Origin of the sequence: Streptomyces atroolivaceus, from assembly GCF_000717025.1 — a bacterium.
Taxonomy (GTDB): Bacteria; Actinomycetota; Actinomycetes; order Streptomycetales; family Streptomycetaceae; genus Streptomyces; species Streptomyces atroolivaceus.
Genome location: NZ_JNXG01000002.1, coordinates 934379 through 960391, shown reverse-complemented (window position 1 = coordinate 960391; position 26013 = coordinate 934379). Strand labels below are relative to the sequence as shown.

The following is a 26013-nucleotide window of genomic DNA, read 5'->3' as shown; positions in this document are numbered from 1 at the left end:
CACGGGGCGGCTCACAATGAAGGCATGGACGACGAAGCACTCGACCTCTCCCGGCTGCAGCCGGTGCTCCCCTCACCCCTGCAGCCGGCCGAGGACGAGCGCTTCGCGCAGCACGGCGTGACGCTGCTGCTCAAACGCGACGATCTGATCCACCCGGACCTGCCGGGCAACAAGTGGCGCAAACTCGCCCTCAACCTGCGCGCCGCCGCCGGCCGGACCGTGCTGACCTTCGGCGGGGCCTACTCGAACCACCTCCGCGCCACGGCTGCCGCCGGACGCCTGCTGGGCTTCCCCACCGTCGGCGTCGTACGGGGCGACGAGCTGGCCCACCGGCCGCTGAACCCCTCCCTCGCGCGGTGCGCGGCCGACGGGATGCGTCTGCACTTCGTGGACCGCGCCACCTACCGCCTGAAGACCGCCCCGGAGGTCCTGGAAGGCCTGCTGAGCCTCTTCGGGGAGTGCCTGGTCATCCCGGAAGGCGGCAGCAACGCGCTCGCCGCACAGGGCTGCACAGAGCTCGGCCGCGAGCTGCTCGGCGGGACCGGCACGGTGGCGGTCGCCTGCGGCACCGGCGGCACCCTGGCAGGGCTGGCCGCCGGACTCGGCCCCCGGCAGCACGCCCTGGGGATACCCGTCCTGCGGGGCGGCTTCCTGGGAGAGGCGGTGCGCGGCCTGCAGCGGGAGGCCTTCGGTGCCCCCGCCGGGCGGTGGTCCCTGGACGAACGCTTCCACTTCGGCGGCTACGCCCGTACGACACCGGAGCTGCACGCCTTCGCCGACGACTTCGAGGACCGGCACGGCCTGCCTGTCGAGAGGCTCTATGTGGCCAAACTCCTGTACGGGCTGACCGTGCTGGCCGGCGAGGGCGCGTTCGCCCCGGGCTCCACGGTCACCGCGGTCGTCACCGGCCGGCCCTGGGACGACCGCGGCCCCGGTCACGCGCCGTCCGACTCCCGGTAGGCGGCGGCCTCCTCCAGGTCCAGCCGCCGCAGCAGGGCACGCAGCATCTCGTCGTCGATCCGCCGCTCGTCCCTGAGGCGCACGAAGACCTCGCGCTCGGCGGCGATCATGTTCCTCGCCAGCCGCCGGTAGGTGTCGTCCGCCGACTCCCCCGTGACCGGGTTGGCCGCGCCGAGCCTCTCCCACACCGCGTTGCGGCGGCGTTCCATGACGGCGCGCAGCCGCTGGGTGAGCGGGTCGGGCAGGGCGTTGCGCGGGTCGGCGAGCAACTCCTCCAGGCGCGCGTCGGCTGCCGCGGACGCCTCGCTCTGCGCCTGGGCCTCGGCCAGCGTCTCGGCGCGCTCACTGCGCCCGGGAATCCTCAGCACGCGCACCAGGAGGGGCAGGCTGAGCCCCTGGACCACCAGGGTCCCGATGACGGTCGTGAAGGTCAGGAAGAGCACCAGGTTCCGCGCCGGGAAGTCCTCCCCGTCGTGCGTGACCATGGGGATGGAGAAGGCGATGGCGAGCGACACCACGCCCCTCATCCCGGCCCAGCCGATGATCAGGGGCGAGGTCCACGGCGGTGCCCCCTCGCGCTCCCTGATGCGCCTGGAGAGCCACGGCGGCAGGTAGCTCGCGGGGTACACCCAGACGAAACGCACCACGACCACGGCCACGAAGACGAGGGCCGCGTAGCCGAAGGACTCCGCCACGCCGTACGAGCCCAGGCCCCTGAGCACGAAGGGCAGCTGCAGCCCGATGAGCGCGAAGACCGCGGACTCCAGGACGAACGCGACCATCTTCCAGACGGCGGCCTCCTGGAGCCGCGTCGCGAAATCGACCTGCCAGGAGCGGTGCCCCAGGTAGAGCGCGACGACGACCACGGCGAGCACCCCGGAGGCGTGCACCCGCTCCGCCGCCGCATAGGCGACGAAAGGGATCAGCAGCGACAGGGTGTTCTGGAGCAGCGCTTCCTTGAGGTGCGTGCGCAGCCAGTGCAGCGGCACCATCAGCAGCAGGCCGACTCCGATGCCACCGACCGACGCCAGCACGAATTCACCGATGCCGGCGCCCCAGCTCATCCCCGCACCGACGGCCGCGGCGAGGGCCACCTTGAAGGCGGTGATCGCGGTGGCGTCGTTCACCAGGGACTCGCCCTGGAGGATCGTGGTGACCCGGGCGGGCAGGCCCACCCTACGGGCGATCGCGGCGGCCGTGACGGCGTCCGGCGGGGCGACCACCGCACCGAGTACGAGTGCGGCGGTGAGGGGCAGGCCCGGCACGAGGAGGTACGCCAGCCATCCCACGGCGACCGTCGCGAACAGCACGTACCCCACGGAGAGCAGGGCGACCGGCCGCAGGTTTGCCCTCAGGTCGAGGTACGAGCTGTCGACCGCCGCCGTGTACAGCAACGGCGGCAGCAGCAGGGGCAGCACGATGTGCGCGTCCAGCGTGTAGCTCGGCACCCCCGGGAGGTACGAGGCCAGCAGTCCGGCCGCGACCAGCAGCAGCGGTGCGGGCACCGGCGTCCGGCGGGCGGCCCCCGCCACCGCCGCGCTTGCCGCGACGAGCGCCACCAGCGGCAATGCGTCCATCTCACAGTCCTCACATCCGACGTAACGTGGCAATCATGAGTGAGTGCCTCCACGTATCCGAACTGCCGCGCCCCGAACCCGCTCCGCTCGGAGACACCTGTCCGGAGTGCCTCGCGGCCGGAACCCATCCCGTACAGCTGCGGCTCTGCCTGGTCTGCGGACACGTCGGGTGCTGCGATTCCTCGCCCCTGAAGCACGCCACGGCACACTTCGAGGCGACCGGTCATGCGGTGATGCGCAGCTTCGACTGCGCGGAGAGCTGGCGCTGGTGCTTCGTGGACGGTTCGATCGTCTGACGCCTGGGTACGTCAAACCGGCGCCGGTTCTTCGCAATTGACCGCCGCAGACCCCTAGCCACTGTGTGTACTCATATGCCTACCATGAGTAATCATGGGGTTGCGGTCTCGGCGACACGGCATCATGGGTCGCGACAGCGTCGCCGAACCTGCAGAACCGACGACGGACCGCACGGCCCCGGGCACTCGTCCCGGAGCCCCGAACGAGTTTGTGCCACCTTGGAGGTGAGGGTGTCCCAGATCGCAGGCGAGCCCGGGAACCAGGACTTCGTAGAGGTCCGGCTGCCCGCTGCGGGTGCCTACCTGTCCGTGCTGCGTACGGCCACGGCCGGCCTCGCAGCACGCTTGGACTTCACTCTCGACGAGATCGAGGATCTTCGCATCGCGGTCGACGAGGCCTGCGCGATCCTGCTTCAGCAGGCCGTGCCGGGCTCCGTCCTCAGCTGCGTGTTCCGACTCGTCGGCGATTCCCTCGAGGTGACCGTCTCGGCCCCCACGACGGACGGTCGCGCCCCTGAGCGCGACACCTTCGCCTGGACGGTGCTCTCCGCACTGGCCGGCAAGGTCGAATCCACGGTCGCCGACGACCGTACGGTCAGCATCAGCCTCTACAAACAGCGCGGCGCGGGACCCGGGCCGGCGTGAGCGACGGGAACGGGGACGGTCCTGTGCGGGACGAGACGATCCGGTCGGGGGCGGTACGCCCGGCAGCCCTTCCGGAGCAGCAGGCCCGGCCGCATCCGGAAGGCGGAGCGGACGGCGGCACGGACGACGTGCAGGGCCGTCCGGCCGCGGCGGAGCAGTCGCAGGCGGAGCGGGCGGGCCGGATGAGCGACCACGGTCACCACGATCCACACGACCGCAGCGGAGCGAGGGCGCTCTTCATCGAGCTCCGGGAGCTTCCCGACGGCTCGGTCGAGAAGGCCGAGCTGCGCAACCGGCTGGTGCGGATGCATCTGCCGCTCGTGGAGCACCTGGCCCGCAGGTTCCGCAACCGCGGCGAGCCGCTGGACGACCTGACGCAGGTCGCCACGATCGGCCTGATCAAGTCGGTGGACCGGTTCGACCCGGACCGGGGTGTCGAGTTCTCGACGTACGCGACCCCCACGGTCGTCGGCGAGATCAAGCGGCACTTCCGGGACAAGGGCTGGGCGGTGCGGGTGCCGCGGCGCCTGCAGGAGCTGCGGCTGTCGCTGACCACGGCCACGGCCGAACTCTCCCAGCAGCACGGGCGCTCCCCCACCGTGCACGAGCTGGCGGAGCGCCTGGGCATCTCCGAGGAGGAGGTCCTGGAGGGGCTGGAATCGGCCAATGCCTACAGCACGCTCTCCCTGGACGTCCCGGACACGGACGACGAGTCGCCGGCCGTCGCGGACACGCTGGGCTCCGAGGACGAGGCGCTGGAGGGCGTCGAGTACCGCGAGTCGCTCAAGCCGCTGCTGGAGGACCTCCCGCCGCGCGAGAAGCGGATCCTGCTGCTGCGCTTCTTCGGCAACATGACCCAGTCGCAGATCGCCCAGGAGGTCGGCATCTCCCAGATGCACGTCTCCCGGCTCCTGGCCCGCACGCTGGCTCAGCTGCGGGAGCGGCTGCTCGTGGAGGAGTAGCCGGACAGGAAGCGCTGCGCTCCGGGGATCAGGCGTCGGGGGTCGTCCGCGGCCCCCGGATGCCCAGCGCCTGCGTGGTCGCGGGGTTGAGGATCAGCACGAGCGCCGTCACGGCGACCGCGGCGAGGACGATGCCTGCGGGAATCAGTGCGCCCTGGGACCGCAGCAGCGTCCAGGCCACCGGCAGCGCCATGAGCTGGGTGATGAGCGCGGGGCCCCGGCTCCAGCTCCGACGTCGCAGCAGCCCGCGGGCGGCGGCCAGGGGGACCAGGCCGAGCGCCACCAGCGTGAGCCCGCCCATCTCGGCCTGCTGGATGCTGTCGGGCCGGCCGAACAGTCCGACGGCCAGCATGTAGATCCCGCCGATGGCGAGCGCCGCACCCTCGAGCGCGTTGAGTGCGGCCAGGGCGGCGATGCGGCCCGGCTTCTCCGGGCCGGCCGAGGGCGGCGGAGAGGGCTCGTTCTGCTGAGTGCTCACGCCCTTCAGATTCGCATCCCGGCCCGCAGAACGCGAAGCCGGGGCCGCGGCGGTCTCGTCACAGGAGCCCGGTCACGCTGTGTGACCGCCCGGGAACCCGCCGGAGAGGGGATTCGGGGCGGTACCGCGCGGTAGGTACCCTGGCGGGCATGCGCGCACTTCTCGTGGTCAACCCAGCTGCCACCACTACCAGTGCGCGGACCCGTGACGTACTGATCCACGCCCTGGCGAGCGAGATGAAGCTCGAAGCCGTGACCACGGAGTACCGCGGGCACGCCCGGGACCTGGGCCGCCGGGCCGCCGACTCCGACGACATCGACCTCGTGGTCGCCCTCGGCGGCGACGGCACCGTCAACGAGGTGGTCAACGGGCTGCTGCACAAGGGACCGGACCCCGAGGGGCTGCCGAGCCTCGCCGTGGTACCCGGTGGTTCCACCAACGTCTTCGCCCGTGCCCTCGGTATCCCCAACGACGCCGTGGAGGCGACGGGCGCCATCCTGGACGCCCTCGCCGGCCGCAGCGAACGCACGGTGGGCCTCGGCCTCGCGGCCGGCACCCCGGGCACGGCGGACGAGGCGGTGCCGGAACGCTGGTTCACCTTCTGCGCCGGGCTCGGTTTCGACGCGGGCGTCCTCGGCCGGGTCGAGCAGAAGCGCGAACGCGGCAAGCGGTCGACCCATCCCCTGTACGTGCGCCAGGTGCTCCGGCAGTTCCTGGAGGAGCCGCACCGGCGCAACGGCCTGATCACCCTCGACGTCCCCGGCCGCGATCCCGTCACGGACCTCGCGCTGTCCATCGTCTGCAACACCGCACCCTGGACCTACCTGGGGAATCGTCCGATGTACGCCGCTCCCAAGGCGTCCTTCGACACCGGCCTGGACATCCTCGGGCTGAAGCGCCTCACCACCGCCGCGGTGGCCCGGTACGCCACCCAGCTACTCACTTCGAGCCCGGAGAAGGGCCCGCACGGCAAGCACGCCGTGTCGCTGCACGACCTCACGGACTTCACCTTGCATTCGAAGGCCCCACTGCCCTTCCAGATGGACGGCGACCACCTGGGACTGCGTACCAGCGTGACGTTCACAGGCGTACGCCGTGCACTGCGTGTGATTGTGTGAGTGGAAGGGGCGAAAGTCCTTTAACTCGAACGTTTGGGCTGGCCCCCACCCCTTAGAAGTACGGCTGTGACCTAGTCGACACCGAGGAATCAAAAAAAAGTTTCCAGAAGGGGTTGTATCCGCTGCCGAGGTTTGGGAATCTCTACATGGCGATCGGGACGGCCCGCAACATCGGCCTCCACTGAGAGCCAGAACCCCTCCTCACCACAACAGGACCACATCCAGCTCATCTGGGCGTCGGACCTTCGTCTGCGGGGGGATTCGTGAAAGCGTTCACATTCACAAGCACCAGCATGTAATACCAAGGAGAGGTAGCAGCCATGGACTGGCGTCACAACGCCGTTTGTCGTGAGGAAGACCCCGAGCTGTTCTTCCCCATCGGCAACACCGGTCCTGCGCTGCTGCAGATCGAGGAAGCCAAGGCCGTCTGCCGTCGCTGCCCCGTCATGGAGCAGTGCCTGCAGTGGGCGCTCGAGTCCGGCCAGGACTCAGGCGTCTGGGGTGGCCTCAGCGAGGACGAGCGCCGCGCAATGAAGCGCCGCGCCGCTCGCAACCGGGCGCGTAACGCCAGCGCCTGACCGACGCCCCCCCCACAAAGCCTCAGCCCGGCGGCGCGTACAGAGCGTACGCACAGCCCCGCCTTCGAGTCGCAGCGCGCAGTACCCCCGAAGCGCATCGCACCGTGAGCATCACGCAGTGGGCCCGGACCGTTACCACGGTCCGGGCCCACTGCTGTGTGGTGACACGACGCGGCGACCGCCGCGCGGTCCCGCTACTTGTCGCTCTGCACGGGGATGTCGAGCAGCACCTGCGTGCCGCGCACCGGGGCCGGGACCATGCCGAACGTGCCGCCCAGCTCGCCCTCCACCAGGGTCCGCACGATCTGCAGCCCCAGATTGCCGGCCCGCTGGGGGTCGAACCCCTCGGGCAGTCCGCGCCCGTCGTCCGTCACGGTGATCAGCAGGCGGCCGTCGGACGGGGAGCCGCCGCGCACCGCGGACACCTCCACCGTGCCGTGCTCGGCCACCGTGAACGCGTGCTCCAGCGCGTTCTGCAGCACCTCGGTGAGCACCATCGAGAGCGGGGTGGCCACCTCCGCGTCGAGAATCCCGAAGCGCCCCGTACGGCGGCAGGTGACCTTTCCGGGCGAGATCTCGGCGACCATCGCGATCACCCGGTCGGCGATCTCGTCGAACTCGACCCGCTCGTCCAGATTCTGGGACAGCGTCTCATGGACGATGGCGATCGAACCCACGCGCCGTACGGCCTCGTTGAGCGCCTCACGGCCCCGCTCCGAGTCCATCCGGCGCGCCTGGAGGCGCAACAGGGCGGCCACGGTCTGGAGGTTGTTCTTCACCCGGTGGTGGATCTCCCGGATGGTGGCGTCCTTGGTGATCAATTCCCGCTCGCGGCGCCGCAGTTCCGTGACGTCGCGGAGCAGCACCAGTGAACCGATGCGCACTCCCTTGGGCTTGAGCGGAATCGCACGCAACTGGATGACCCCGCCCGCGCCCTCGACCTCGAACTCCCGGGGCGCGTACCCGCTCGCCACCTTGACCAGGGCCTCGTCCACCGGGCCGCGCGACGGCGCGAGTTCCGCGGTCGTCGCACCGAGGTTGTGGCCGACCAGGTCCGAGGCGAGGCCGAGCCGGTGATAGGCGGAGAGGCCGTTGGGGCTGGCGTACTGCACGACACCGTCGGCGTCGAGCCTGATCAGCCCGTCGCCGACGCGCGGCGACGCGTCCATGTCGACCTGCTGCCCGGGGAACGGGAAGGACCCGGCGGCGATCATCTGGGCCAGGTCGGAGGCGGACTGGAGGTAGGTGAGCTCCAGCCTGGAGGGCGTGCGCACGGTGAGGAGGTTGGTGTTGCGGGCGATGACCCCGAGGACCCTCCCCTCCCGCCGTACGGGGATCGACTCGACCCGGACGGGCACCTCCTCCCGCCACTCCGGATCCCCCTCCCGCACGATGCGCCCCTCGTCGAGGGCGGCGTCGAGCAGCGGCCGGCGGCCGCGCGGCACGAGATGGCCGACCATGTCGTCCTGGTAGGAGGTGGGGCCGGTGTTCGGCCGCATCTGCGCCACGGACACGTAGCGGGTCCCGTCGCGGGTGGGCACCCACAGGACGAGGTCGGCGAAGGACAGGTCGGAGAGCAGCTGCCACTCCGAGACCAGCAGGTGGAGCCACTCGAGGTCTTTGTCACTCAGGGCTGTGTGCTGACGGACGAGGTCGTTCATGGAGGGCACATGTGCGAGCGTACCCGTGGAGGGGAAGAGGTTCCGAACCGATCGGCCCGCGGATACGTGACACTGTGAGGGTGCGGCCCGGGCGGAAGAATGTCCGTGCCCATGGATGGACAGGGCCTATTGGTCTAGTCCACAATGCACCACGTGAGGGTACGACAGGCAGGACGAGTCCCCTTGCGCGACAGACCTCCGCTCTCCCCGCACAGGAGAGCGGACCGAGGTATCCGGCACTCTCTGCCCTGACTGCGCCGGTGCCTCCAGTGGCCGGAGGCACCGCACACCGCCGGCCAGGTAGCTCCGGGCTGCGGTGCCGGACGGGCTGAGGGTCCCGTCCCGGCGCCGCGGCCCGCGGGTGTTTCCGGGGGCGTTCGCCTCGCGGACAGCGGCGCCTCCCCTTCAGGGACGGGGCCCTCCGCCGACAGGGCGACAACCATCGACGCACACGCGACCGGTTCACCTCCGGGCCGCGTCGTTCTGCTAGATTGGATCCTCGATTGGTCTATACCACATGACGCCACTCTTCAGATCGGCAGGCACAGCGTGGAAGTTGTCATCGTCCCGGACGCCACGGCAGGCGGCGAACTCATCGCGGAGGCCATCGCGGCCCTGCTGAGCCGCAAGCCCGACGCCCTGCTCGGCGTTGCCACCGGCTCGACCCCGCTGCCCATCTACCAGGCCCTGACGGCGAAGGTCCGCTCCGGCGCCGTGGACGCCTCGCGCGCCCGCATCTGCCAGCTCGACGAGTACGTCGGGCTGCCCGCCGGCCACCCCGAGTCGTACCGCTCGGTCGTCCTGCGCGAGGTCATCGAGCCGCTCGGCCTGTCCGAGAAGTCCTTCATGGGTCCCGACGGCACCGCAGACGACGTCCAGGCGGCCTGCGAGGCGTACGACAAGGCGCTCACCGAGGCGGGCGGCGTGGACCTCCAGCTGCTCGGCATCGGGACCGACGGACACATCGGCTTCAACGAACCGTGCTCCTCGCTCGCCTCCCGCACCCGCATCAAGACGCTGACCGAGCAGACGCGGATCGACAACGCGCGCTTCTTCGACGACGACATCGACCAGGTGCCCCGGCACGTCATCACCCAGGGCATCGGCACGATCCTGGAGTCCCGCCACCCCGTCCTGCTGGCCACCGGCGAGGGCAAGGCCGACGCCGTGGCCCGGACCGTCGAGGGCCCCGTCGCCTCGGTCGTACCGGCCTCGGCGCTGCAGCTGCACCAGCACGCCACCGTGGTGGTCGACGAGGCGGCCGCGTCGAAGCTGAAACTGGCGGACTACTTCCGCGCCACCTATGCGGCCAAGCCGCGGTGGCAGGGCCTGTAGAGCTCCCCGCGCACGAGGGCCGGGCACCTGTGACGGTGACCCGGCCCTCGTGCTCCGCCCTCCGGCACTCAGGAGGGCGTGCCCGTGATCGCCTCCGCGGCCGCGACCCCGCACACCCGTGCCGCGCCGTGGGTGGCGATGTGCAGCACACCCCGGGGCGGTGCCACCGGCAGGCCCATCTCGACCACGATGGTGTCGGGACGTACCGCCAGCACGGCGTCCAGCGCCTCGCTCATCCACACGTGCCGGTGGGCGTCGCGGACGACGGCGACGATGCGCCGCTCCCCTGCCGCCCTCAGCACCTCGGCAGCCGGTGACGGGCTCCCGCTCCGGTAGGTGTCCGTCTCCGTGCCGGGCAGTATCCGGGCCAGCTCGGCCGCGAGGCCCCAAGGCGTCTCGTCGCCGACCGCGATGTTGGCGACCGGGGTGAAGGCCGCGACGTACGCGGGCTCGCGCAGCGGTTCGGAGGTGCCCGTGACCGTCACGGCCCGGCGCGCCGCCACCAGTCCGACGCCGGCTCCGGCGCCGGGCGCGGTCCCCTCCTGCATGTCCGCGCCCGGCTCCGAGGCAGCCCCCCTGGCCCTCTGCGTCCAGGACGCGAGGGCCCGTACACGTGCGGCCGCGTCGGCCAGCCGCTCCTCGGGCAGTTCACCGGTCCGCACCGCCGCCACCAGCGCGTCGCGCAGCCGCAGCACGGTGTCCTCGTCGGCCAGACCGCCGCCGACACAGATGGCGTCGGCGCCCGCGGCGATGGCGAGGACGGATCCGCGCTCGATGCCGTACGTGCCGGCGATGGCCTCCATCTCCATGCCGTCGGTGACGATCAGCCCGTCGTAGCCCAGCTCCTTGCGCAGCAGACCGGTGAGGATCCGCGGGCTCAGAGTGGCGGGCCGGGTCGGATCGAGTGCAGGCAGCAGGATATGTGCACTCATCACTGATTTGGAACCCGCCGCGATGGCCGCCCGGAAGGGCACCAGCTCACGGGCGTGCAGGGTGTCCAGGTCCACATCGATGCGGGGCAGCGAGTGATGGGAGTCGACCGCCGTGTCGCCGTGCCCCGGGAAGTGCTTGGTGCACGCGGCGACACCGGCGGCCTGGAGGCCCTCGACGTACGCCGCGGTGTGGCGGGCGACGAGTCCGGTGTCGGCGCCGAAGGAGCGTACGCCGATGACCGGGTTGCCCGGATCGGAGTTGACGTCCGCGGACGGCGCCCAGTTGAGGTTGACCCCGCACTCGGCGAGCCGGCGGCCGAGCTCCCGGGCCACGGCCCTGGTCAGGTCGACGTCGTCGACGGCGCCGAGAGCGAGGTTGCCGGGGAAGGACGAGCCGCTGCGGACCTCCAGCCGGGTGACGTCGCCGCCCTCCTCGTCTATCGCGACGAGTACGTCGTCCCGCTCGGCCCGCAGCCGGGCGGTGAGCGCGGCGAGCTGCTCGGGTGAGTGGATGTTCCGGCCGAACAGCCCGACGGAGGCCAGGCCTTCGCCGACCCTGCGCAGGAGCCAGTCGGGGGCGTCCGTGCCGGTGAAGCCGGGCTGGAGCACGGCGAGGGCGTCGCGGGTGACGGTGTCCGTGGTGGATACGAGGGTGGTCATGAGGCTGCGTTATCCCTTCACGGCGCCGGAGGTGAGCCCGGTGGCCATCTTTCCCTGGATGATCATGAAGAAGATGACGACCGGGATGGAGATGAGCGTGGAGGCCGCCATCAGCGCGCCGTAGTCCGTACCGCGTTCCGTCGTGAAGGTCATCAGCCACACGTTGAGCGTGTACTTGGAGTTGTCGTTGATCAGGATGTACGCGAAGAGGTACTCGTTCCACGCGTTGACCAGGGCGAAGATGGACGCGGCCGCGAGCCCCGGCGCCAGCAGCGGGAAGATGACCCGGCGGAACGCCCCCATGCGGGTACAGCCGTCCACCATCGCGGACTCCTCGAGCTCCACGGGGATGTTGATCACGAACCCGCGGATCATGATGGTCGCGAAGGGCAGCGTGGAGACCAGGTAGACGACGATGAGTCCCCAGTACTCGTCGATGCCTCCCATCGCGTTGAGCTGGAGGTAGATCGGGATGAGCATCGCGGTCGGCGGCAGCATCTGGACGAGGATCATGACCATCATCAGCGCCTTCCGCCCGAAGAAGCGGAAGCGCCCGATGGCGAGCGCCGCGAGGGTGGCGATGATCATTCCGCCGAGGACGGCGGTGATTGAGACAATGAGGCTCGACTGGATCGCCGTCGCGAAGTTGTCCTGCTTCACGGCGCGCGCGAAGTTGTCGAAGGTCAGCGAGGACGGCCACAGGGTCTGGTCGTAGGACCTGATCTCGTGGTTGGGGCGCAGCGAACTGACGATCAGCCAGTAGACGGGGAAGGCCATGAGCCCGGCCGTGACCAGCGCCAGGATGTTGTAGCCGAGGCGGTTCCTCCTGCGGTCGGGCCGCAGGACCTGGGCCGGTGCGTTCGTGGGTGCGGAGGCGCTCATTCGACCTCTCCCGTCTTGATCAGCTGGCGCAGGTAGTACACGGCGACGCCGGAGAGCATCAGGACGGTGATCAGTGCGATCGCGCTGCCCTGGCTGAAGGAGGTGGACTCGAACGCCTTGGAGAAGGAGTAGAGGCCGAGGGTCTCGTACTCGGGCTCCGGCTTGTTGCCGCGCAGCAGCCAGATCTGGCCGAACACGTTGAAGTCCCAGATGACCGAGAGCGTGGCGACCATCGTGAAGACCGGCTTGATGACGGGCCAGGTCACGTAGCGGTAGACGCCGAACGCGGAGGCGCCGTCCAGGGCTGCCGCCTCCTCCAGTTCCTTGGGGACCTGGGTGAGGGCCGCGTACATCGTGATCACGACGAACGGGATGGCGCCCCAGACCACCAGGAGCGTGATGATGCCGAAGCCCTGCCAGGGGTCGAGGAACCAGTTGTGGCCCAGCCACCGGTCCTCGTTGCCCGTGATGTCGGCGAGCAGCGTGTTGATCAGGCCGTAGTCGGAGTCGGAGAGCCAGCGGAAGACCGACGCGGCGACCATGAGCGGCATGGACCAGGCGGCGATCAGCGCCACCGTGAGGACGATCCGCACCCAGGTGGAGACCCTCAGCATCATCAGGGCGATCAGCAGGCCGATGCCCATGGTCAGCACGACGCATATGGTCATGAAGACGACCGTGCGGCCGACGACCGACCAGAACTCGGGGTCGCCGAGGATGTTGGTGAACTGCTCGAAGCCGACCCACGGGGTCTCGCCGTTGCCCCAGAGGGCCGCCCGTCCCAGGTCCTGGAAGGACATGATCACGGTCTTGATCAACGGGTAGACGTAGACGGCGGCGATCGCCAGGATCGCCGGCAGGATCAGGAGGTAGGGGAGGAGTTCCCCCTTCTTCCGCCGCTTCTTGGGGCGTGGCCCGGCGGCTCCCTGCTCGGAGGGCGAGGTCCCGGTCTTCTCCGGGGCACGCGGTACGGGGACCGGTGGACCGGCGGCCTTGGTGTCGGCAGCAGTCACGTGACTGACCTTCCATCGGGATTCCGGGGATCTGCACCCGGGAATCACGGCGTTCTACCTGAGAAAAGGGAGGCGGGGGCCCGGTGTCGGCCGGACCCCCGCCTGGAGAGCCGAAGCCCGGGGACTACTTGTTGATCAGCTCGTTGATCTTGGCGTCGGCCTTCTTGGCGGCGTCGGCCACCGAGGTGCCCTTGAGGATCTCCAGGAGCATGTTCTCCAGGACCTCCTCCTTCTCGATGGAGGTCCAGCCCGGCGCGATCGGCGTGAACCAGGCGTCCGGCACGGCGTTGGCGACGGCGGCCGTCTCCGGCTTGGTCTTCAGCGGCTCGAGCTGCTTCTCGTTGTTCGGAAGGATGTTCTTGGAGGTGAGCACCTCCTGCGACTTCTCACTGGTGAAGAGGGAGACCCACTCCTCGCCCAGGTCGGTGACCTTCGACTTGGCGGTCACCGCGAGGTCCGAACCGCCGATGAAGGACGGGAGGGCCTTGCCGTTCGGGCCGGGCATACCGGCCGTGCCGATCTTGCCCTCGAGCTTCGGGTTGCCGTTGTTGGCGCCGTCGACGACGGAGCCGGCCTCCCAGCCGTTGCCGTACAGGACGGCGGCCTTCTCGTTGGCCATGACGTTGGCGTGGTCCTGCTCGTCCTTCGTCTGGTCGGCCTTGTTGTACTTCTTGACCAGGTTGACGAAGTGCTCGATGCCCTTCTGGGACTCGGGCGAGGAGAGGTTGCCCTTCCACTCCTTCGCACCCTCGTCGTACTCGGCGATGGAACCGCCGTAGCCCGCGACGTAGGACATGGCCGCGTACCAGTAACGTCCCGGCAGGTAGAGGGACGAGAAGCGCTTGTCCTTCTTGTTGTACTCCGCCGAGACCTTGTCGAGTGCGGTGAGCATCTCGGCCTCGGTCTCCGGGAGGACGTCGCTGCCGGTGCCCTTCTTGAGCATGTCCTTGTTGTAGATCGCGACACGGGCGCCCGCGTAGTAGGGCACGCAGAACTGCTTGCCCTCGAAGGTGCAGGTGTCCTTGAGGCCCTTGATCCAGGTGTCCGAGTTGTCGTACTTCTCGGGGTCGATCTCGGCCAGGGCGCCGTTGAGGATGTACTGCATCGTCTCGGTGTTGCCGAGCTCGACGACATCCGGGAACTTGTCGCCACCGAGGGCCGTGTCGAGCTTCTTGGCCTTGTCCGCCCACTGCTGGTACTGGACGTTGACCTTGACCTTCGGGTATTTCTTGTTGAACTGCGCGTTGACGTCCTTGACCAGCTCCGGCCAGGTGCTCTGCGCGTCGACCATCAGCCAGACCGTCAGGCTCTCGGTGCGGTCCTTCGGGTCCTTCGAGGCGTTGTCGTCACTGTCCCCACCACACGCCGCGATTCCGGTCATCATCGCTGCGACGCCTACTGCCGCAATGAGCTTGCGCTTCATGCCACACCCTCCTCAGGGATACCAGCAACCCCCCGCCCACCGCGAAGACGTACGCCTGGCGCTACCTGTGGGGCTGGGACCTGGTCTTTAATGGTTTAGACCAGTACCGGGAGCTTGGCCTAGACCTTTAGGGGTGTCAAGGGTGTATAAGAAGTGCACTCGCGTCCGTTATCGGACCGACACCTGAGGGAGGGCGACGACCCGTGACCGGACCGTGCCACCATGTGAGCCGCGACAGACGGAGGAGCCGGTGACGGCAGCAACGCAGCAGTCGGGAAGGCGGGCCATGGGCGCCGACGGGGGCAGAGTGACGAGCGAGACCGGTGCGGGTGCGCGCACCGCACGCGTCCCGAAGTACTACCGGCTCAAGCGCCACCTCCTCGAGATGACGGACACCATGCCGCCCGGCACCCCGGTGCCGCCCGAGCGGACCCTGGCCGCGGAGTTCGACACCTCGCGCACCACCGTCCGCCAGGCCCTCCAGGAACTGGTGGTCGAGGGCCGGCTGGAGCGCATCCAGGGCAAGGGCACCTTCGTCGCCAAGCCGAAGGTCTCCCAGGCGCTGCAACTCACCTCGTACACCGAGGACATGCGGGCCCAGGGACTGGAACCCACTTCCCAGCTGCTGGACATCGGCTACGTCACGGCGGACGACACGCTCGCCGGGCTGCTGGACATCACGACGGGCGGGCGGGTGCTGCGGATCGAACGGCTCCGGCTCGCCAGCGGTGAACCGATGGCCATCGAGACCACCCACCTCTCGGCCAAACGCTTCCCCGCGCTGCGCCGTTCACTGGTGAAGTACACCTCGCTCTACACCGCCCTGGCCGAGGTGTACGACGTGCGGCTCGCCGAGGCCGAGGAGACCATCGAGACCTCGCTCGCCACGCCGCGCGAGGCCGGGCTGCTCGGCACGGACGTCGGCCTTCCGATGCTCATGCTGTCCAGGCACTCGATCGACGGGGACGGCGAACCGGTGGAGTGGGTGCGTTCGGTCTACCGGGGTGACCGGTACAAGTTCGTGGCCCGCCTGAAGCGTCCCACTGACTGAGGGCCTTCCGAGGTCCCCGCGCCCCTGATCCCCCCGCGTCCGCGGGGGGATCAGTCATTTCAGGCGACACCGGACCGTTGCAGGACCGCAATGCGGACGGGGGGTGACGGTGGGCGGAGCTCTCGCCTAGATTTCTGGCGCATTGCACCAGGTGATCAGCGAGGGGACGGAGTCGCCACATGCCAGAAGAAACCGATGCGAAACCACCGACGGTGACACCCATGAGGGTGGTCATCGCGGTGTGCCTGATAGCCCCGTTCGTGGCGATGCTCTGGGTCAGTTCGTACGCGAAGGTCGAACCGACCTTCATCGGCATCCCGTTCTTCTACTGGTACCAGATGCTCTGGGTGCTCATCTCCACCGCTCTCACCATGATCGCGTACAAGCTGTGGCAGCGTGACCAGCGCTCCCGCAAGGGGGGTGCGTCCGCATGAAGGACGGCGTGAACGGCGTAGCACTCGCCGTATTCATCTTCTTCTTCCTGGCCGTCACGATCATCGGCTTCATGGCCTCGCGCTGGCGCAAGGCCGAGAACGAGGCCAGCCTCGACGAATGGGGGCTGGGCGGACGGTCGTTCGGCACCTGGGTGACCTGGTTCCTGCTCGGCGGCGACCTCTACACGGCGTACACGTTCGTCGCCGTGCCCGCGGCGATCTACGCGGCAGGCGCGGCCGGATTCTTCGCCGTCCCGTACACGATCCTCGTCTACCCGCTGATCTTCACCTTCCTGCCGCGCCTGTGGTCGGTCTCGCACAAGCACGGCTACGTCACCACCTCGGACTTCGTCCGCGGCCGCTTCGGCTCGAAGGGGCTCTCGCTGGCGGTCGCCCTCACCGGCATCCTCGCCACGATGCCGTACATCGCGCTCCAGCTGGTCGGCATCCAGGCCGTGCTGGACGTCATGGGCGTCGGTGGCGGCGAGACCACGCACTGGTTCATCAAGGACCTGCCGCTGCTGATCGCGTTCGCCGTCCTCGCGGCGTACACCTACTCCTCGGGTCTGCGCGCGCCGGCGCTCATCGCGTTCGTCAAGGACGGCCTGATCTACCTGGTCATCGCCGTGGCGATCATCTACATCCCCATCAAGCTCGGCGGGTTCGACGACATCTTCGCCAAGGCGAGCGAGGCGTTCGCGCAGCCGAACCCGGCGACGGGCCAGCCGCGCGGTTCGCTGGTGCCCGGCGACATGGGGCAGTGGGGCTACGCCACGCTGGCCCTGGGTTCGGCGCTGGCCCTCTTCATGTACCCGCACTCGATCACGGCGACGCTCTCCAGCCGCAGCCGTGAGGTGATCCGGCGCAACACCACGATCCTTCCGCTGTACTCGCTGATGCTGGGCCTGCTGGCGCTGCTCGGATTCATGGCGATCGCCGCCGGGATCAAGGTGGACAACGGACAGCTCGCCATCCCCCAGCTGTTCGAGACGATGTTCCCCGACTGGTTCGCGGGCGTGGCCTTCGCCGCGATCGGCATCGGTGCCCTGGTGCCGGCCGCGATCATGTCGATCGCCGCGGCGAACCTCTTCACCCGCAACATCTACAAGGACTTCATCAAGCCCGACGCGACCCCCGCCCAGGAGACCAGGGTCTCCAAGCTGGTCTCGCTCTTCGTCAAGGTCGGCGCCCTCCTCTTCGTCCTCACCATGGACAAGACGGTCGCGATCAACTTCCAGCTGCTGGGCGGCATCTGGATCCTCCAGACGATGCCCGCCCTGGTGGGTGGCCTGTTCACCCGCTGGTTCCACCGCTGGGCCCTGATCGCGGGCTGGGCGGTCGGCATGCTCTACGGCACGGTGGCCGCGTACGGCGTCGCCAGCCCGACCCAGAAGCACTTCGGCGGGTCCTCGAAGGAGATCCCGGGCATCGGCGAGATCGGTTACATCGGTCTCACCGCGTTCGTGCTGAACCTCGTCGTCGTGGTCGTGCTGACCTTCGTCCTCAACGCGATGAAGGCCCCGGCCGGTGTGGACGAGACCTCTCCGTCCGACTACACGGCGGACGTCGGCGACCCGGGCGTGAAGGCCGAGCTCCCGCCGGCCACGGCGGGCGCCCCGGGCGGTCACTGACCCTCACAGCAGTCACGGAACGTCGCCGCCCCGGCAGGGCCCGCCCTGCCGGGGCGGCTTCGTGTCCGGGGCCCGACGGGAGGCCCGGTCCGGAAACCGGGGCGCGCCGGGCGCGCGGCCTGCGGCAGACTGCCGCCCATGGACGTATCGATCAGGCAGGCCCGGCCCGCTGAGTTCGAGGAGCTGGGCGAGCTCACCGCCCAGGCGTATCTGGGCGACGGGCTCCTGGACCTCGGCGCCGACGACCCCTACCTGGAACAGCTGCGCGCGGTGGGGCGGCGGGCGGCCGAGGCCGAGGTGCTGGTCGCGCTGGACGCCGACGGCCGGCTGCTGGGCGGCGTCACCTACGTCGCACCCGGCAGCCCGTGGGCGGACATCGCCGGGGAGGACGAGGCCGAGTTCCGGATGCTGGCCGTCTCCCCCGAGGCCCGTGGGCGGGGTGCCGGCGAGGCGCTCGTACGGGCCTGCGTCGACCGGGCCCGAGCTGCCGAAGGGCTCTCCGGGCTCGTCCTGTCGACGCAGCGGTCCATGCCGGGGGCCCACCGCCTCTACCGGCGCCTGGGCTTCGTACGGACCCCTGAGCGGGACTGGTGCCCTCTGCCGGACCTTCCACTCCTGACATTCCGGCTGGAGCTCTGACGTAGCGCCGACACAACATGTGGGGGCTTCTTCAATCAGGAGCCCCCACATGTATGCTCGACCTCGCTGTCGCCGCAGGGGAATCCGGTGCGAATCCGGAACTGTCCCGCAACGGTGTGATCGGTGTGCTTTTCCGCACCCCGAAGTCCGAAGACCTGTCGACAGTGCGTCCGGTTCGACCGAACCGGACGCCGAGACGTCCGGGCCCCGCGGAGGGCCGGTGGACGCCGTGCACCGCGCTGCCCCTCCCCGGGCGCGGCCGTGCCCGGCTGCCCCGCTCCCGCAGGCCCTGAGCCGAGCGAGGGATAGCCCCAGTGACCATCGCGCCAGCCGACCCGGTTTCAGCCACGGAATCCGAAGGCCGCACGACCGACGCGCCCGGGACCGCACTGCTGCGGACCCTGACCGGCCTCACCGCCGATCTGCCCGACACCGACCCCGGGCGGGTCGCCGCCGCCGCGCTGCGCGGCCGCAACGCCCGGTCGGACGAGGCAGAGCTGCGCTCGCTGGCCACCGAGGCCGCCGCCGGCCTGATCTCCGAGGACCCGGCCTACTCCCGGCTCGCCGCCCGGCTGCTCACCCGGGCCATCGCCGACGAGGCGGCCGGCCAGGGCGCTGTCTCCTTCTCGGCATCGGTCGCCGTCGGGCATCGCGAGGGGCTGATCGCGGACCGTACGGCCGAGTTCGTCACGCTGCACGCCGCCGCCCTCGACGCGCTGGTCGACCGGGCGCTCGCCGACGGCGCCGACGACCGCTTCGGCTACTTCGGGCTGCGGACCCTGCACAGCCGCTACCTGTTGCGCCACCCGCTCACCCGCCAGGTCGTCGAGACCCCGCAGCACTTCATGCTGCGCGTCGCCGCCGGACTCGCCGAGGGCACCTCCGAGCGCGCCCTCGAGGAAGTGGCCGCGCTGTACGGCCTGATGAACAGGCTCGACTACCTGCCCTCCTCCCCCACCCTCTTCAACTCCGGCACCCGTCACCCGCAGATGTCGTCCTGCTACCTGCTGGACTCGCCGCTGGACGAGCTCGACTCGATCTACGACCGCTACCACCAGGTGGCGCGCCTCTCCAAGCACGCGGGCGGCATCGGACTCTCGTACTCCCGTATCCGCGCCCGGGGTTCACTCATCCGTGGCACCAACGGGCACTCCAACGGCATCGTCCCGTTCCTGAAGACGCTGGACGCCTCGGTCGCCGCGGTCAACCAGGGCGGCCGGCGCAAGGGCGCCGCCGCCGTCTACCTGGAGACCTGGCACGCGGACATCGAGGAGTTCTTGGAGCTGCGCGACAACACCGGCGAGGACCAGCGGCGTACGCACAACCTCAACCTGGCGCACTGGATCCCGGACGAGTTCATGCGCCGCGTCGACGCGGACACGGAGTGGTCGCTGTTCTCCCCGGCCGACGCCCCCGAGCTCGTGGACCTGTGGGGCGACGAGTTCGACGCCGCGTACCGTGCCGCCGAGGCCAAGGGGCTGGCCCGCAAGACCATGCCGGCGCGTGAGCTGTACGGCCGCATGATGCGCACCCTCGCGCAGACCGGCCAGGGCTGGATGACGTTCAAGGACGCCTCCAACCGCACGGCGAACCAGACCGCCGAGCCGGGCCGCGTCGTCCACTCCTCGAATCTCTGCACCGAGATCCTGGAGGTCACCGACGACGGTGAGACGGCCGTCTGCAACCTGGGCTCGGTCAACCTCGGCGCCTTCGTCACCGACGGCACCATCGACTGGGAGCGGCTGGACGCCACGGTCCGCACCGCGGTGACCTTCCTCGACCGCGTCGTGGACATCAACTTCTACCCGACCGAGCAGGCCGGCCGGTCCAACGCCCGCTGGCGCCCGGTGGGCCTGGGCGCTATGGGCCTGCAGGACGTCTTCTTCAAGCTCCGCCTGCCGTTCGACTCCCCCGAGGCCCGCGCGCTGTCCACCCGGATCTCCGAGCGGATCATGCTCGCCGCCTACGAGGCGTCCTGCGACCTCGCGGAAAGGTCAGGCCCGCTGCCCGCCTGGTCCGAGACCCGCGCCGCCCGGGGAGTGCTGCACCCGGACCACTACGACACCGAGCCGAACTGGCCGGAGCGCTGGGACGCGCTGCGTGCCCGCGTCGCGAAGACCGGGATGCGCAACTCCCTGCTGCTCGCCATCGCACCGACGGCGACGATCGCCTCGATCGCCGGGGTGTACGAGTGCATCGAGCCGCAGGTCTCCAACCTCTTCAAGCGCGAGACGCTCAGCGGGGAGTTCCTCCAGGTCAACGCCTACCTGGTGGACGAGCTGAAGAAGCTCGGCGTCTGGGACGCCCGGACCCGTGAGGCGCTCCGCGAGGCCAGCGGCTCCGTACAGGGCTTCGCCTGGATCCCCGAGGACGTGCGGGCGCTGTACCGCACGGCGTGGGAGATCCCGCAGCGCGGCCTGATCGACATGGCGGCGGCCCGTACGCCGTTCCTCGACCAGAGCCAGTCGCTGAACCTGTTCCTGGAGACGCCGACGATCGGCAAGCTCTCCTCCATGTACGCGTACGCCTGGAAGCAGGGGCTGAAGACGACGTACTACCTGCGGTCGCGTCCGGCCACCCGGATCGCGCGCGCGGCGTCCGGGACGGCCGCCGCCACCCCGATCCCCGTACAGCAGGCCTCCGCTCCCGACGCGGACGCGATCGCCTGCTCCCTCGAAAACCCCGAGTCCTGCGAGGCCTGCCAGTAATGAGCTCCCACGAGAACAAGAACCTGCTCGACCCGGGCTTCGAACTGACCCTGCGTCCCATGCGCTACCCGGACTTCTACGAACGCTACCGGGACGCGATCAAGAACACCTGGACCGTGGAGGAGGTCGACCTCCACTCCGACGTGGCCGACCTCGCCAAGCTCTCGCCCGGCGAGCAGCACATGATCGGCCGGCTGGTCGCCTTCTTCGCGACGGGCGACTCGATCGTCTCCAACAACCTGGTGCTGACGCTCTACAAGCACATCAACTCCCCCGAGGCGCGGCTGTACCTGTCGCGTCAGCTGTTCGAGGAGGCCGTGCACGTCCAGTTCTACCTGACGCTGCTCGACACCTATCTGCCCGACCCGGAGGACCGCGCGGCGGCCTTCGACGCGGTCGAGGAGATCCCCTCGATCCGCGAGAAGGCGCAGTTCTGCTTCCGGTGGATGGACTCGGTCGAGAAGATCGAGCGACTGGAGACGAAGGCCGACCGCCGGCGCTTCCTGCTCAACCTGATCTGCTTCGCCGCGTGCATCGAGGGACTGTTCTTCTACGGCGCGTTCGCGTACGTCTACTGGTTCCGCTCGCGCGGTCTGCTGCACGGTCTCGCCACGGGCACCAACTGGGTGTTCCGTGACGAGACGATGCACATGAACTTCGCCTTCGAGGTCGTGGACACCGTCCGCAAGGAGGAGCCGGACCTCTTCGACGACGAGCTCCAGCAGCAGGTCACCGACATGCTGAAGGAAGCCGTCGAGGCGGAGCTGCAGTTCGGCCGTGACCTGTGCGGCGAGGGTCTGCCGGGGATGAACACCGAGTCGATGCGCCAGTACCTGGAGTGCGTCGCCGACCAGCGCCTCACCCGGCTCGGCTTCCCCCCGCTCTACGGTTCCGAGAACCCGTTCTCGTTCATGGAGCTCCAGGGGGTGCAGGAGCTGACGAACTTCTTCGAGCGCCGCCCCTCCGCCTACCAGGTGGCCGTGGAGGGGTCCGTCGGCTTCGACGACGACTTCTAGATCCGCGCCCAGGCCCTGAGGTACGGGCGCCGCGTGGCCGTGACCGGCTGCGCGGCGCCCGCCGTTTTCGGCGGTGCGGCCTCCCTGCTCCGTTCCGCGTCCCGGAGCTCGCGGTCGATCCGGTGCTCCCGCGCCAGTCCCAGGACCGCGGGCAGCAGGACGAGGGCGAAAAGTACGGCTACGGCCAGGTAGTTCAGGAATGTGTTCATGGCTCTACTGTCGTCCCCGCAGCCGGATTCCGGCAGTGGCAGGACTGTCACACACCCTCGATTTCCTGCCACACTGGCGTCATGCTGAAGAATGTCGCCGCTCTGCTGCTCGACGATGTCCATCCGTTCGAACTCGGCGTGCTGTGCGAGGTGTTCGGCCTCGATCGCTCCGAAGACGGTCTGCCGGTCCATGACTTCGCGGTCGTCTCGGCGGAGGGTCCGGTGCTGCGGACACACGCCGGTTTCTCCATCAGCACCCCCTTCGGCCTGGACCGCCTGGAGGAGGCCGACCTCATCGCCGTACCCGCCGGGAGCCACTTCGTGGAGCGGAAGTACCCGGAGGAGGCCCTGGACGCCCTGCGCCGGGCGGTCGCACGCGGCGCGCGGGTGCTGAGCGTCTGCTCCGGCGCCTTCGTCCTCGGTGAGGCAGGCCTGCTGGACGGCCGCCGCTGCACCACCCACTGGCGGCACTCCGATGAGCTGGCACGCCGCTTCCCGAAGGCAGTCGTGGAACCGGACGTGCTCTACGTGGACGAGGGGGCGGTCATCACCTCGGCGGGCACGGCCGCGGGCATCGACGCGGCGCTGCATCTGCTCCGCCAGGCACACGGCCCCGCCGTCGCCAACGCCATCGCCCGGCGCATGGTCGTCCCGCCGCACAGGGACGGCGGCCAGGCGCAGTACATCAAGCGCCCGCTCCCCCGCACCCGGTGCGACACGGTCGGTGAGACGCTCGCCTGGATGGAGCGCCATCTCGACCAGGAGATGACCGTCGAACAGCTGGCCGCCCAGACCCACATGTCGCCCCGGACCTTCGCCCGCCGTTTCCAGCAGGAGACCGGCACCACTCCGTACCGCTGGCTGCTCCGGCAGCGTGTGCTGCTGGCCCAGCACCTGCTGGAGACCTCGGACGCGACCATGGACACGATCGCGGGGCAGACCGGCTTCGGGAACGCGGCCGCGCTGCGTCATCAGTTCGTCCGTTCGCTGGACACCACTCCGCACGCCTACCGGCGCACCTTCCGGGGGCCGTCCGGCATGACCGAGGCGGCCTGACGGAAGGGCCCCTGCCGGGTGATCACGTGATCACCCGGCAGGGGCCGGACTACCGCGGGCGCGCGATCAGATGCCGCACTGCGAGGCCGACCAGAAGTGGCTCGGTCCCTGGTTCACGTGGATGTGGTCGCCGTGCCCGGCGTACCCCGGACCGAGGATCCCGTTGAACCCGTGGTTGCGGGCCTGCTTGGCGATGGTGCACAGCGAGTGCGGTCCGGCGCCGAGGTCGACGGCGTCACCGTACAGATGGCGGCTGTTCGTGGCTCCGCCGACCGCCGCGTTGCAGGAGGTGGACCGGAAGCCGCTGGTGACGCGGAGGGGCTGGTCGCCCAGCGCGTGCCGCAGGGCCTGCAGCTTCCACATGCTGCTCAGGGCGTTGGCCTTGGCCGTTCCCGCTGCGACCGCTCCGCCTGCCCAGGTGCTGTTGCACGTGTTGAGCTCGGGGTAGGTGAAGTTGACGGGGGTGCAGTCGTCGTCCTGGAGCGCGTAGAGCTTGGACTGCGTGGCCGGTCCGGCGACACCGTCCGCGGCGAGGCCGTACGCGGACTGGAAGCGCTTGACCGCGGCCGTGGTGGCGGGCCCGTACGAGCCGTCGATGGCCAGCACGGAGTTGTACCCGGGATAGCCGGCCACCCGGATCTGGAGCTGGGTGACATCGGCGCCGGTGGCGCCGGGCGACAGGGTGCGGCTCCAGGTGTAACAGCCGTCGGCGTGTGCGGTGCCGGCCGTGACGACGGCACCTCCGATGGCGAAAGCCATGGTCATGACAAGGCCGAGCAGCATATGTGCGGTACGTCTGAGCATGGGGATCTCCCTGCACGGTGAGGCGTAGAGGTGAGGCGTGAGGACGAGCCTGGCGGACGGGTCGACGCGCGTCAACTACGCCCGGGAGAACACCTGTCGGCGAAACCTCTCCGTCCGCCCGCACCTTTCGGCACACAACACCCGCCCCACCCGCCACGGAGAGGGCGGCACGGAGTGGGGCCCCGCCGCGGCGGGGCCCCACTCCGTGCGGAGCGATTCACTCGTTCGGGACGACCTCGTAGCGCGGCGTGCCCTCCGCCATCTGCTTCAGCGCGTCCTTGCGGTCCCGCTTGGAGAGCCGGTCGATGTACAGGTAGCCGTACAGGTGGTCCGTCTCGTGCTGGAGGCAGCGCGCGAAGTAGCCGCTGCCCCGCACCTTCACCAAGTTGCCCAGGGCGTCCTGGCCACGCACGACGGCGTAGTCGGGGCGCGCCAGCGAGGCGTACGCCGTGGGCACGGAGAGGCAGCCCTCGTTGGAGTCGTCGAGGTTGCGCTGCTCCGGCGCGAGGTCCTCCAGCACCGGGTTGCAGATCGCGCCGACGTGCCGCACCCCGTCGTCGTCAGGGCAGTCGTAGACGAAGACCTTGCGGTCCACACCGATCTGGTTCGCGGCCAGGCCGACGCCCTCCGCCGTCCGCTGGCTGGCGAACATGTCGTCGATCAGCTGCGCGAGCTCGTCGTCGAACTCCGTGACGTCTCGGCACTCCTTGTGCAGGACCGGGTTGCCCACCACCGTGATCGGGCGGGAGGTGCCGCGCTCCCGGTGCGCCGCCTCACGCGCCTCGCAGTCCTCGGTGTCCACGAGGAAGCCCTCGTCGTCCACACCGGTCTGCTCGTCCGTCTCCTGCTGCGACATGTCCGCCGTACGCCTTCCTGCAACCTGAACCCGTGAGTACCCGCACCGGAATCGGTGCCCGTACAGCCTACGGGCACCACTCAGCAGACTTCTTCCAGATCCCGCCACTCACGGCTGTCCGGGCTGTCCGCCACCCAGCCGTCCAGCAGACCGCGCACCAGCCCGGCGGGGGCCGCTATGCCGCACTCACGCTCCGGGACCCACAGGTCACCGGCGGTGCGGTGGCCCAGGGGCCCGGGGTGGCCGGGCTCGCTGTGGTCGTGCGGATCCAGGTGCTCGCCGTCGCCCTCGTCGCTCTCCATCCGGCTCTCCGAACAGGCACGGCAGAGCAGCCGTACGGAGGACGACCAGTCCTCGGCGGCGAACCCGGCATCGGAGGCGAGCTGCTCCAGGGCGTCCCGGTCCTCCTCGGTCGCGGCCTCCAGCAGGACCACCCAGGTGGGGACGGGAGAGGGCGCCCACAGCTCGATCTCGTCGAACACCGGGTACGACGGCCCGGCCGCCGTGACCCGCTCGCCGTTCGGCACCCCGTCGTGCAGCACGACCTCGCCCCAGCGTCGCCCCGAGGACGGCAGCGGGATCGACAGCACTTCCATCCGGGCCGGATCGAGCCTGCGGCCCCAGACGACCTCGGCCTCACCCTCGGGCGAGAGCCGCACGGCCGCGCTGCCCAGCTCCATGCCCGTCGGCTCGCTGTTGGCCGCCGCGTTGTGCTGGCCGCTGCCCGGCACCCTCAGCCCGTAGGCCTGCCAGGCCCGGCGTGCCAGTGGCCAGTCCTGGAGTGCGGTGGCGGCGATCCCGACGTTCCACCAGTCCGGGGCGCCCGACTCCCGGTCGAGCAGGGCGACGGCGCGCAGGCCGGCGGCCCTCGCCTGTTCCCAGTCGTGCCGGAACTTGTGCAGCAGGGCGAGATTGAACCAGGACTCGGAGAGCCAGGGCTCCAGGTCCGCCGCGCGCGTCAGCAGCGCCCCCGCGTCCTCGTACCGGCCGTCGCCGATCAGCGTGAACGCGCGGTCCGTGGCCTGCCGCCAAGAGGCGGACGGCCTATGCCGTACCTTCCCGAAGATCCTCACGATTCCCGCCTGTCCC

25 protein-coding genes and 1 riboswitch are annotated in these 26013 nt (G+C 69.8%); of the genes, 14 read left to right on the top strand and 11 right to left on the bottom strand.

Going from position 1 to position 26013, the window contains the following annotated elements; all coding sequences use genetic code 11:
- Nucleotides 1-24 precede the first annotated feature (24 nt).
- Complete coding sequence (locus OO67_RS07660) at nt 25-960, top strand: 1-aminocyclopropane-1-carboxylate deaminase/D-cysteine desulfhydrase (RefSeq protein WP_033298224.1); 936 nt, start codon at nt 25-27, stop codon at nt 958-960.
- On the opposite strand, the gene OO67_RS07655 is transcribed toward OO67_RS07660, so the two are convergent.
- Nucleotides 936-2537 carry a Na+/H+ antiporter gene (locus OO67_RS07655; protein WP_033298222.1) on the bottom strand — a complete coding sequence of 534 codons (1602 nt, stop codon included), beginning with the start codon at nt 2535-2537 and terminating at the stop codon, nt 936-938. The two genes, OO67_RS07660 and OO67_RS07655, sit on opposite strands and share 25 nt — an antisense overlap.
- 35 nt (nt 2538-2572) lie before the next feature.
- On the opposite strand from OO67_RS07655, the gene OO67_RS07650 reads away from it, so the two are divergent.
- The 3 genes from OO67_RS07650 (at nt 2573) to OO67_RS07640 (ending at nt 4440) form a co-directional block, all read left to right on the top strand.
- Nucleotides 2573-2833 (top strand): UBP-type zinc finger domain-containing protein, encoded by a 261-nt coding sequence (locus tag OO67_RS07650; RefSeq protein ID WP_033298220.1) that lies wholly within the window; start codon nt 2573-2575, stop codon nt 2831-2833.
- Between the two features lie 231 nt (nt 2834-3064).
- Complete coding sequence (locus OO67_RS07645; protein WP_033298218.1) at nt 3065-3478, top strand: ATP-binding protein; 414 nt, start codon at nt 3065-3067, stop codon at nt 3476-3478.
- A complete protein-coding gene (locus tag OO67_RS07640) occupies nt 3475-4440 on the top strand; it encodes an RNA polymerase sigma factor SigF (RefSeq protein ID WP_382055468.1) in 966 nt (321 codons plus the stop codon). The genes OO67_RS07645 and OO67_RS07640 overlap by 4 nt, the downstream gene beginning before the upstream one ends.
- 28 nt (nt 4441-4468) lie before the next feature.
- On the opposite strand, the gene OO67_RS07635 is transcribed toward OO67_RS07640, so the two are convergent.
- Nucleotides 4469-4918, bottom strand: coding sequence for a hypothetical protein (locus OO67_RS07635; RefSeq protein WP_208860975.1), 450 nt, complete (start codon nt 4916-4918; stop codon nt 4469-4471).
- A gap of 149 nt (nt 4919-5067) precedes the next feature.
- Between OO67_RS07635 and OO67_RS07630 the strand changes: the two genes are divergently transcribed.
- Together OO67_RS07630 and OO67_RS07625 are read left to right on the top strand one after the other, a co-directional pair.
- Nucleotides 5068-6036 carry a diacylglycerol/lipid kinase family protein gene (locus tag OO67_RS07630; RefSeq protein ID WP_033298215.1) on the top strand — a complete coding sequence of 323 codons (969 nt, stop codon included), beginning with the start codon at nt 5068-5070 and terminating at the stop codon, nt 6034-6036.
- A 320-nt stretch (nt 6037-6356) separates the two neighbouring features.
- Nucleotides 6357-6614, top strand: a complete 258-nt coding sequence (locus OO67_RS07625) for a WhiB family transcriptional regulator (protein WP_003953983.1) — start codon at nt 6357-6359, stop codon at nt 6612-6614.
- Between the two features lie 194 nt (nt 6615-6808).
- On the opposite strand, the gene OO67_RS07620 is transcribed toward OO67_RS07625, so the two are convergent.
- Nucleotides 6809-8275 (bottom strand): sensor histidine kinase, encoded by a 1467-nt coding sequence (locus OO67_RS07620; RefSeq protein ID WP_033298214.1) that lies wholly within the window; start codon nt 8273-8275, stop codon nt 6809-6811.
- 549 nt (nt 8276-8824) lie between these two features.
- Between OO67_RS07620 and nagB the strand changes: the two genes are divergently transcribed.
- Nucleotides 8825-9610 carry a glucosamine-6-phosphate deaminase gene (nagB, locus tag OO67_RS07615; protein ID WP_033298212.1) on the top strand — a complete coding sequence of 262 codons (786 nt, stop codon included), beginning with the start codon at nt 8825-8827 and terminating at the stop codon, nt 9608-9610.
- A gap of 68 nt (nt 9611-9678) precedes the next feature.
- Here the strand turns inward: nagB and OO67_RS07610 are convergent, their stop codons facing one another.
- The 4 genes from OO67_RS07610 to OO67_RS07595 all read right to left on the bottom strand — a co-directional run bounded on the left by OO67_RS07610 (nt 9679) and on the right by OO67_RS07595 (nt 14520).
- Nucleotides 9679-11202: a glycoside hydrolase family 3 protein gene (locus OO67_RS07610; protein WP_033298210.1), complete on the bottom strand. Its 1524-nt coding sequence runs from the start codon at nt 11200-11202 to the stop codon at nt 9679-9681.
- A 9-nt stretch (nt 11203-11211) separates the two neighbouring features.
- Entirely contained in the window at nt 11212-12084 is an 873-nt protein-coding gene (locus OO67_RS07605) for a carbohydrate ABC transporter permease (RefSeq protein WP_033298208.1), read from the bottom strand.
- Nucleotides 12081-13097 carry a carbohydrate ABC transporter permease gene (locus OO67_RS07600; protein WP_033298202.1) on the bottom strand — a complete coding sequence of 339 codons (1017 nt, stop codon included), beginning with the start codon at nt 13095-13097 and terminating at the stop codon, nt 12081-12083. Before OO67_RS07600 ends, OO67_RS07605 begins: the two co-directional genes overlap by 4 nt.
- 124 nt (nt 13098-13221) lie before the next feature.
- Nucleotides 13222-14520 carry a sugar ABC transporter substrate-binding protein gene (locus tag OO67_RS07595; RefSeq protein WP_033298200.1) on the bottom strand — a complete coding sequence of 433 codons (1299 nt, stop codon included), beginning with the start codon at nt 14518-14520 and terminating at the stop codon, nt 13222-13224.
- Between the two features lie 286 nt (nt 14521-14806).
- Between OO67_RS07595 and OO67_RS07590 the strand changes: the two genes are divergently transcribed.
- The 6 genes from OO67_RS07590 to OO67_RS07565 all read left to right on the top strand — a co-directional run bounded on the left by OO67_RS07590 (nt 14807) and on the right by OO67_RS07565 (nt 21999).
- On the top strand, nt 14807-15571 hold the full coding sequence (locus OO67_RS07590; RefSeq protein ID WP_033298198.1) for a GntR family transcriptional regulator: 765 nt from the start codon (nt 14807-14809) through the stop codon (nt 15569-15571).
- Nucleotides 15572-15750: 179 nt separating this feature from the next.
- Nucleotides 15751-16005, top strand: a complete 255-nt coding sequence (locus tag OO67_RS07585) for a DUF3311 domain-containing protein (protein ID WP_167748635.1) — start codon at nt 15751-15753, stop codon at nt 16003-16005.
- Nucleotides 16002-17636 carry a monocarboxylate uptake permease MctP gene (gene mctP, locus OO67_RS07580; RefSeq protein WP_033298194.1) on the top strand — a complete coding sequence of 545 codons (1635 nt, stop codon included), beginning with the start codon at nt 16002-16004 and terminating at the stop codon, nt 17634-17636. Before OO67_RS07585 ends, mctP begins: the two co-directional genes overlap by 4 nt.
- A 138-nt stretch (nt 17637-17774) precedes the next feature.
- Nucleotides 17775-18275 carry a GNAT family N-acetyltransferase gene (locus OO67_RS07575; RefSeq protein WP_033298192.1) on the top strand — a complete coding sequence of 167 codons (501 nt, stop codon included), beginning with the start codon at nt 17775-17777 and terminating at the stop codon, nt 18273-18275.
- A gap of 53 nt (nt 18276-18328) precedes the next feature.
- A riboswitch (cobalamin riboswitch) is annotated at nt 18329-18452 on the top strand.
- 137 nt (nt 18453-18589) lie between these two features.
- Nucleotides 18590-20983, top strand: a complete 2394-nt coding sequence (locus OO67_RS07570; protein WP_033298191.1) for a ribonucleoside-diphosphate reductase subunit alpha — start codon at nt 18590-18592, stop codon at nt 20981-20983.
- On the top strand, nt 20983-21999 hold the full coding sequence (locus OO67_RS07565) for a ribonucleotide-diphosphate reductase subunit beta (RefSeq protein WP_033298190.1): 1017 nt from the start codon (nt 20983-20985) through the stop codon (nt 21997-21999). The genes OO67_RS07570 and OO67_RS07565 overlap by 1 nt, the downstream gene beginning before the upstream one ends.
- On the opposite strand, the gene OO67_RS07560 is transcribed toward OO67_RS07565, so the two are convergent.
- Complete coding sequence (locus tag OO67_RS07560; protein ID WP_033298188.1) at nt 21996-22208, bottom strand: hypothetical protein; 213 nt, start codon at nt 22206-22208, stop codon at nt 21996-21998. The genes OO67_RS07565 and OO67_RS07560 overlap by 4 nt on opposite strands.
- An 81-nt stretch (nt 22209-22289) precedes the next feature.
- Here OO67_RS07560 and OO67_RS07555 point away from each other — a divergent pair, with 81 nt between their 5' ends.
- Nucleotides 22290-23264 carry a GlxA family transcriptional regulator gene (locus tag OO67_RS07555; protein WP_033298187.1) on the top strand — a complete coding sequence of 325 codons (975 nt, stop codon included), beginning with the start codon at nt 22290-22292 and terminating at the stop codon, nt 23262-23264.
- A 66-nt stretch (nt 23265-23330) separates the two neighbouring features.
- Here OO67_RS07555 and OO67_RS07550 read toward each other — a convergent pair whose 3' ends face one another.
- From OO67_RS07550 to OO67_RS07540, 3 genes are all read right to left on the bottom strand, one after another.
- Nucleotides 23331-24068, bottom strand: coding sequence for a D-Ala-D-Ala carboxypeptidase family metallohydrolase (locus OO67_RS07550; protein ID WP_033298186.1), 738 nt, complete (start codon nt 24066-24068; stop codon nt 23331-23333).
- A 217-nt stretch (nt 24069-24285) separates the two neighbouring features.
- Nucleotides 24286-24924: a peptide deformylase gene (def, locus tag OO67_RS07545; RefSeq protein ID WP_033298185.1), complete on the bottom strand. Its 639-nt coding sequence runs from the start codon at nt 24922-24924 to the stop codon at nt 24286-24288.
- Between the two features lie 80 nt (nt 24925-25004).
- Complete coding sequence (locus tag OO67_RS07540; protein ID WP_033298769.1) at nt 25005-25997, bottom strand: tetratricopeptide repeat protein; 993 nt, start codon at nt 25995-25997, stop codon at nt 25005-25007.
- Nucleotides 25998-26013 lie beyond the last annotated feature (16 nt).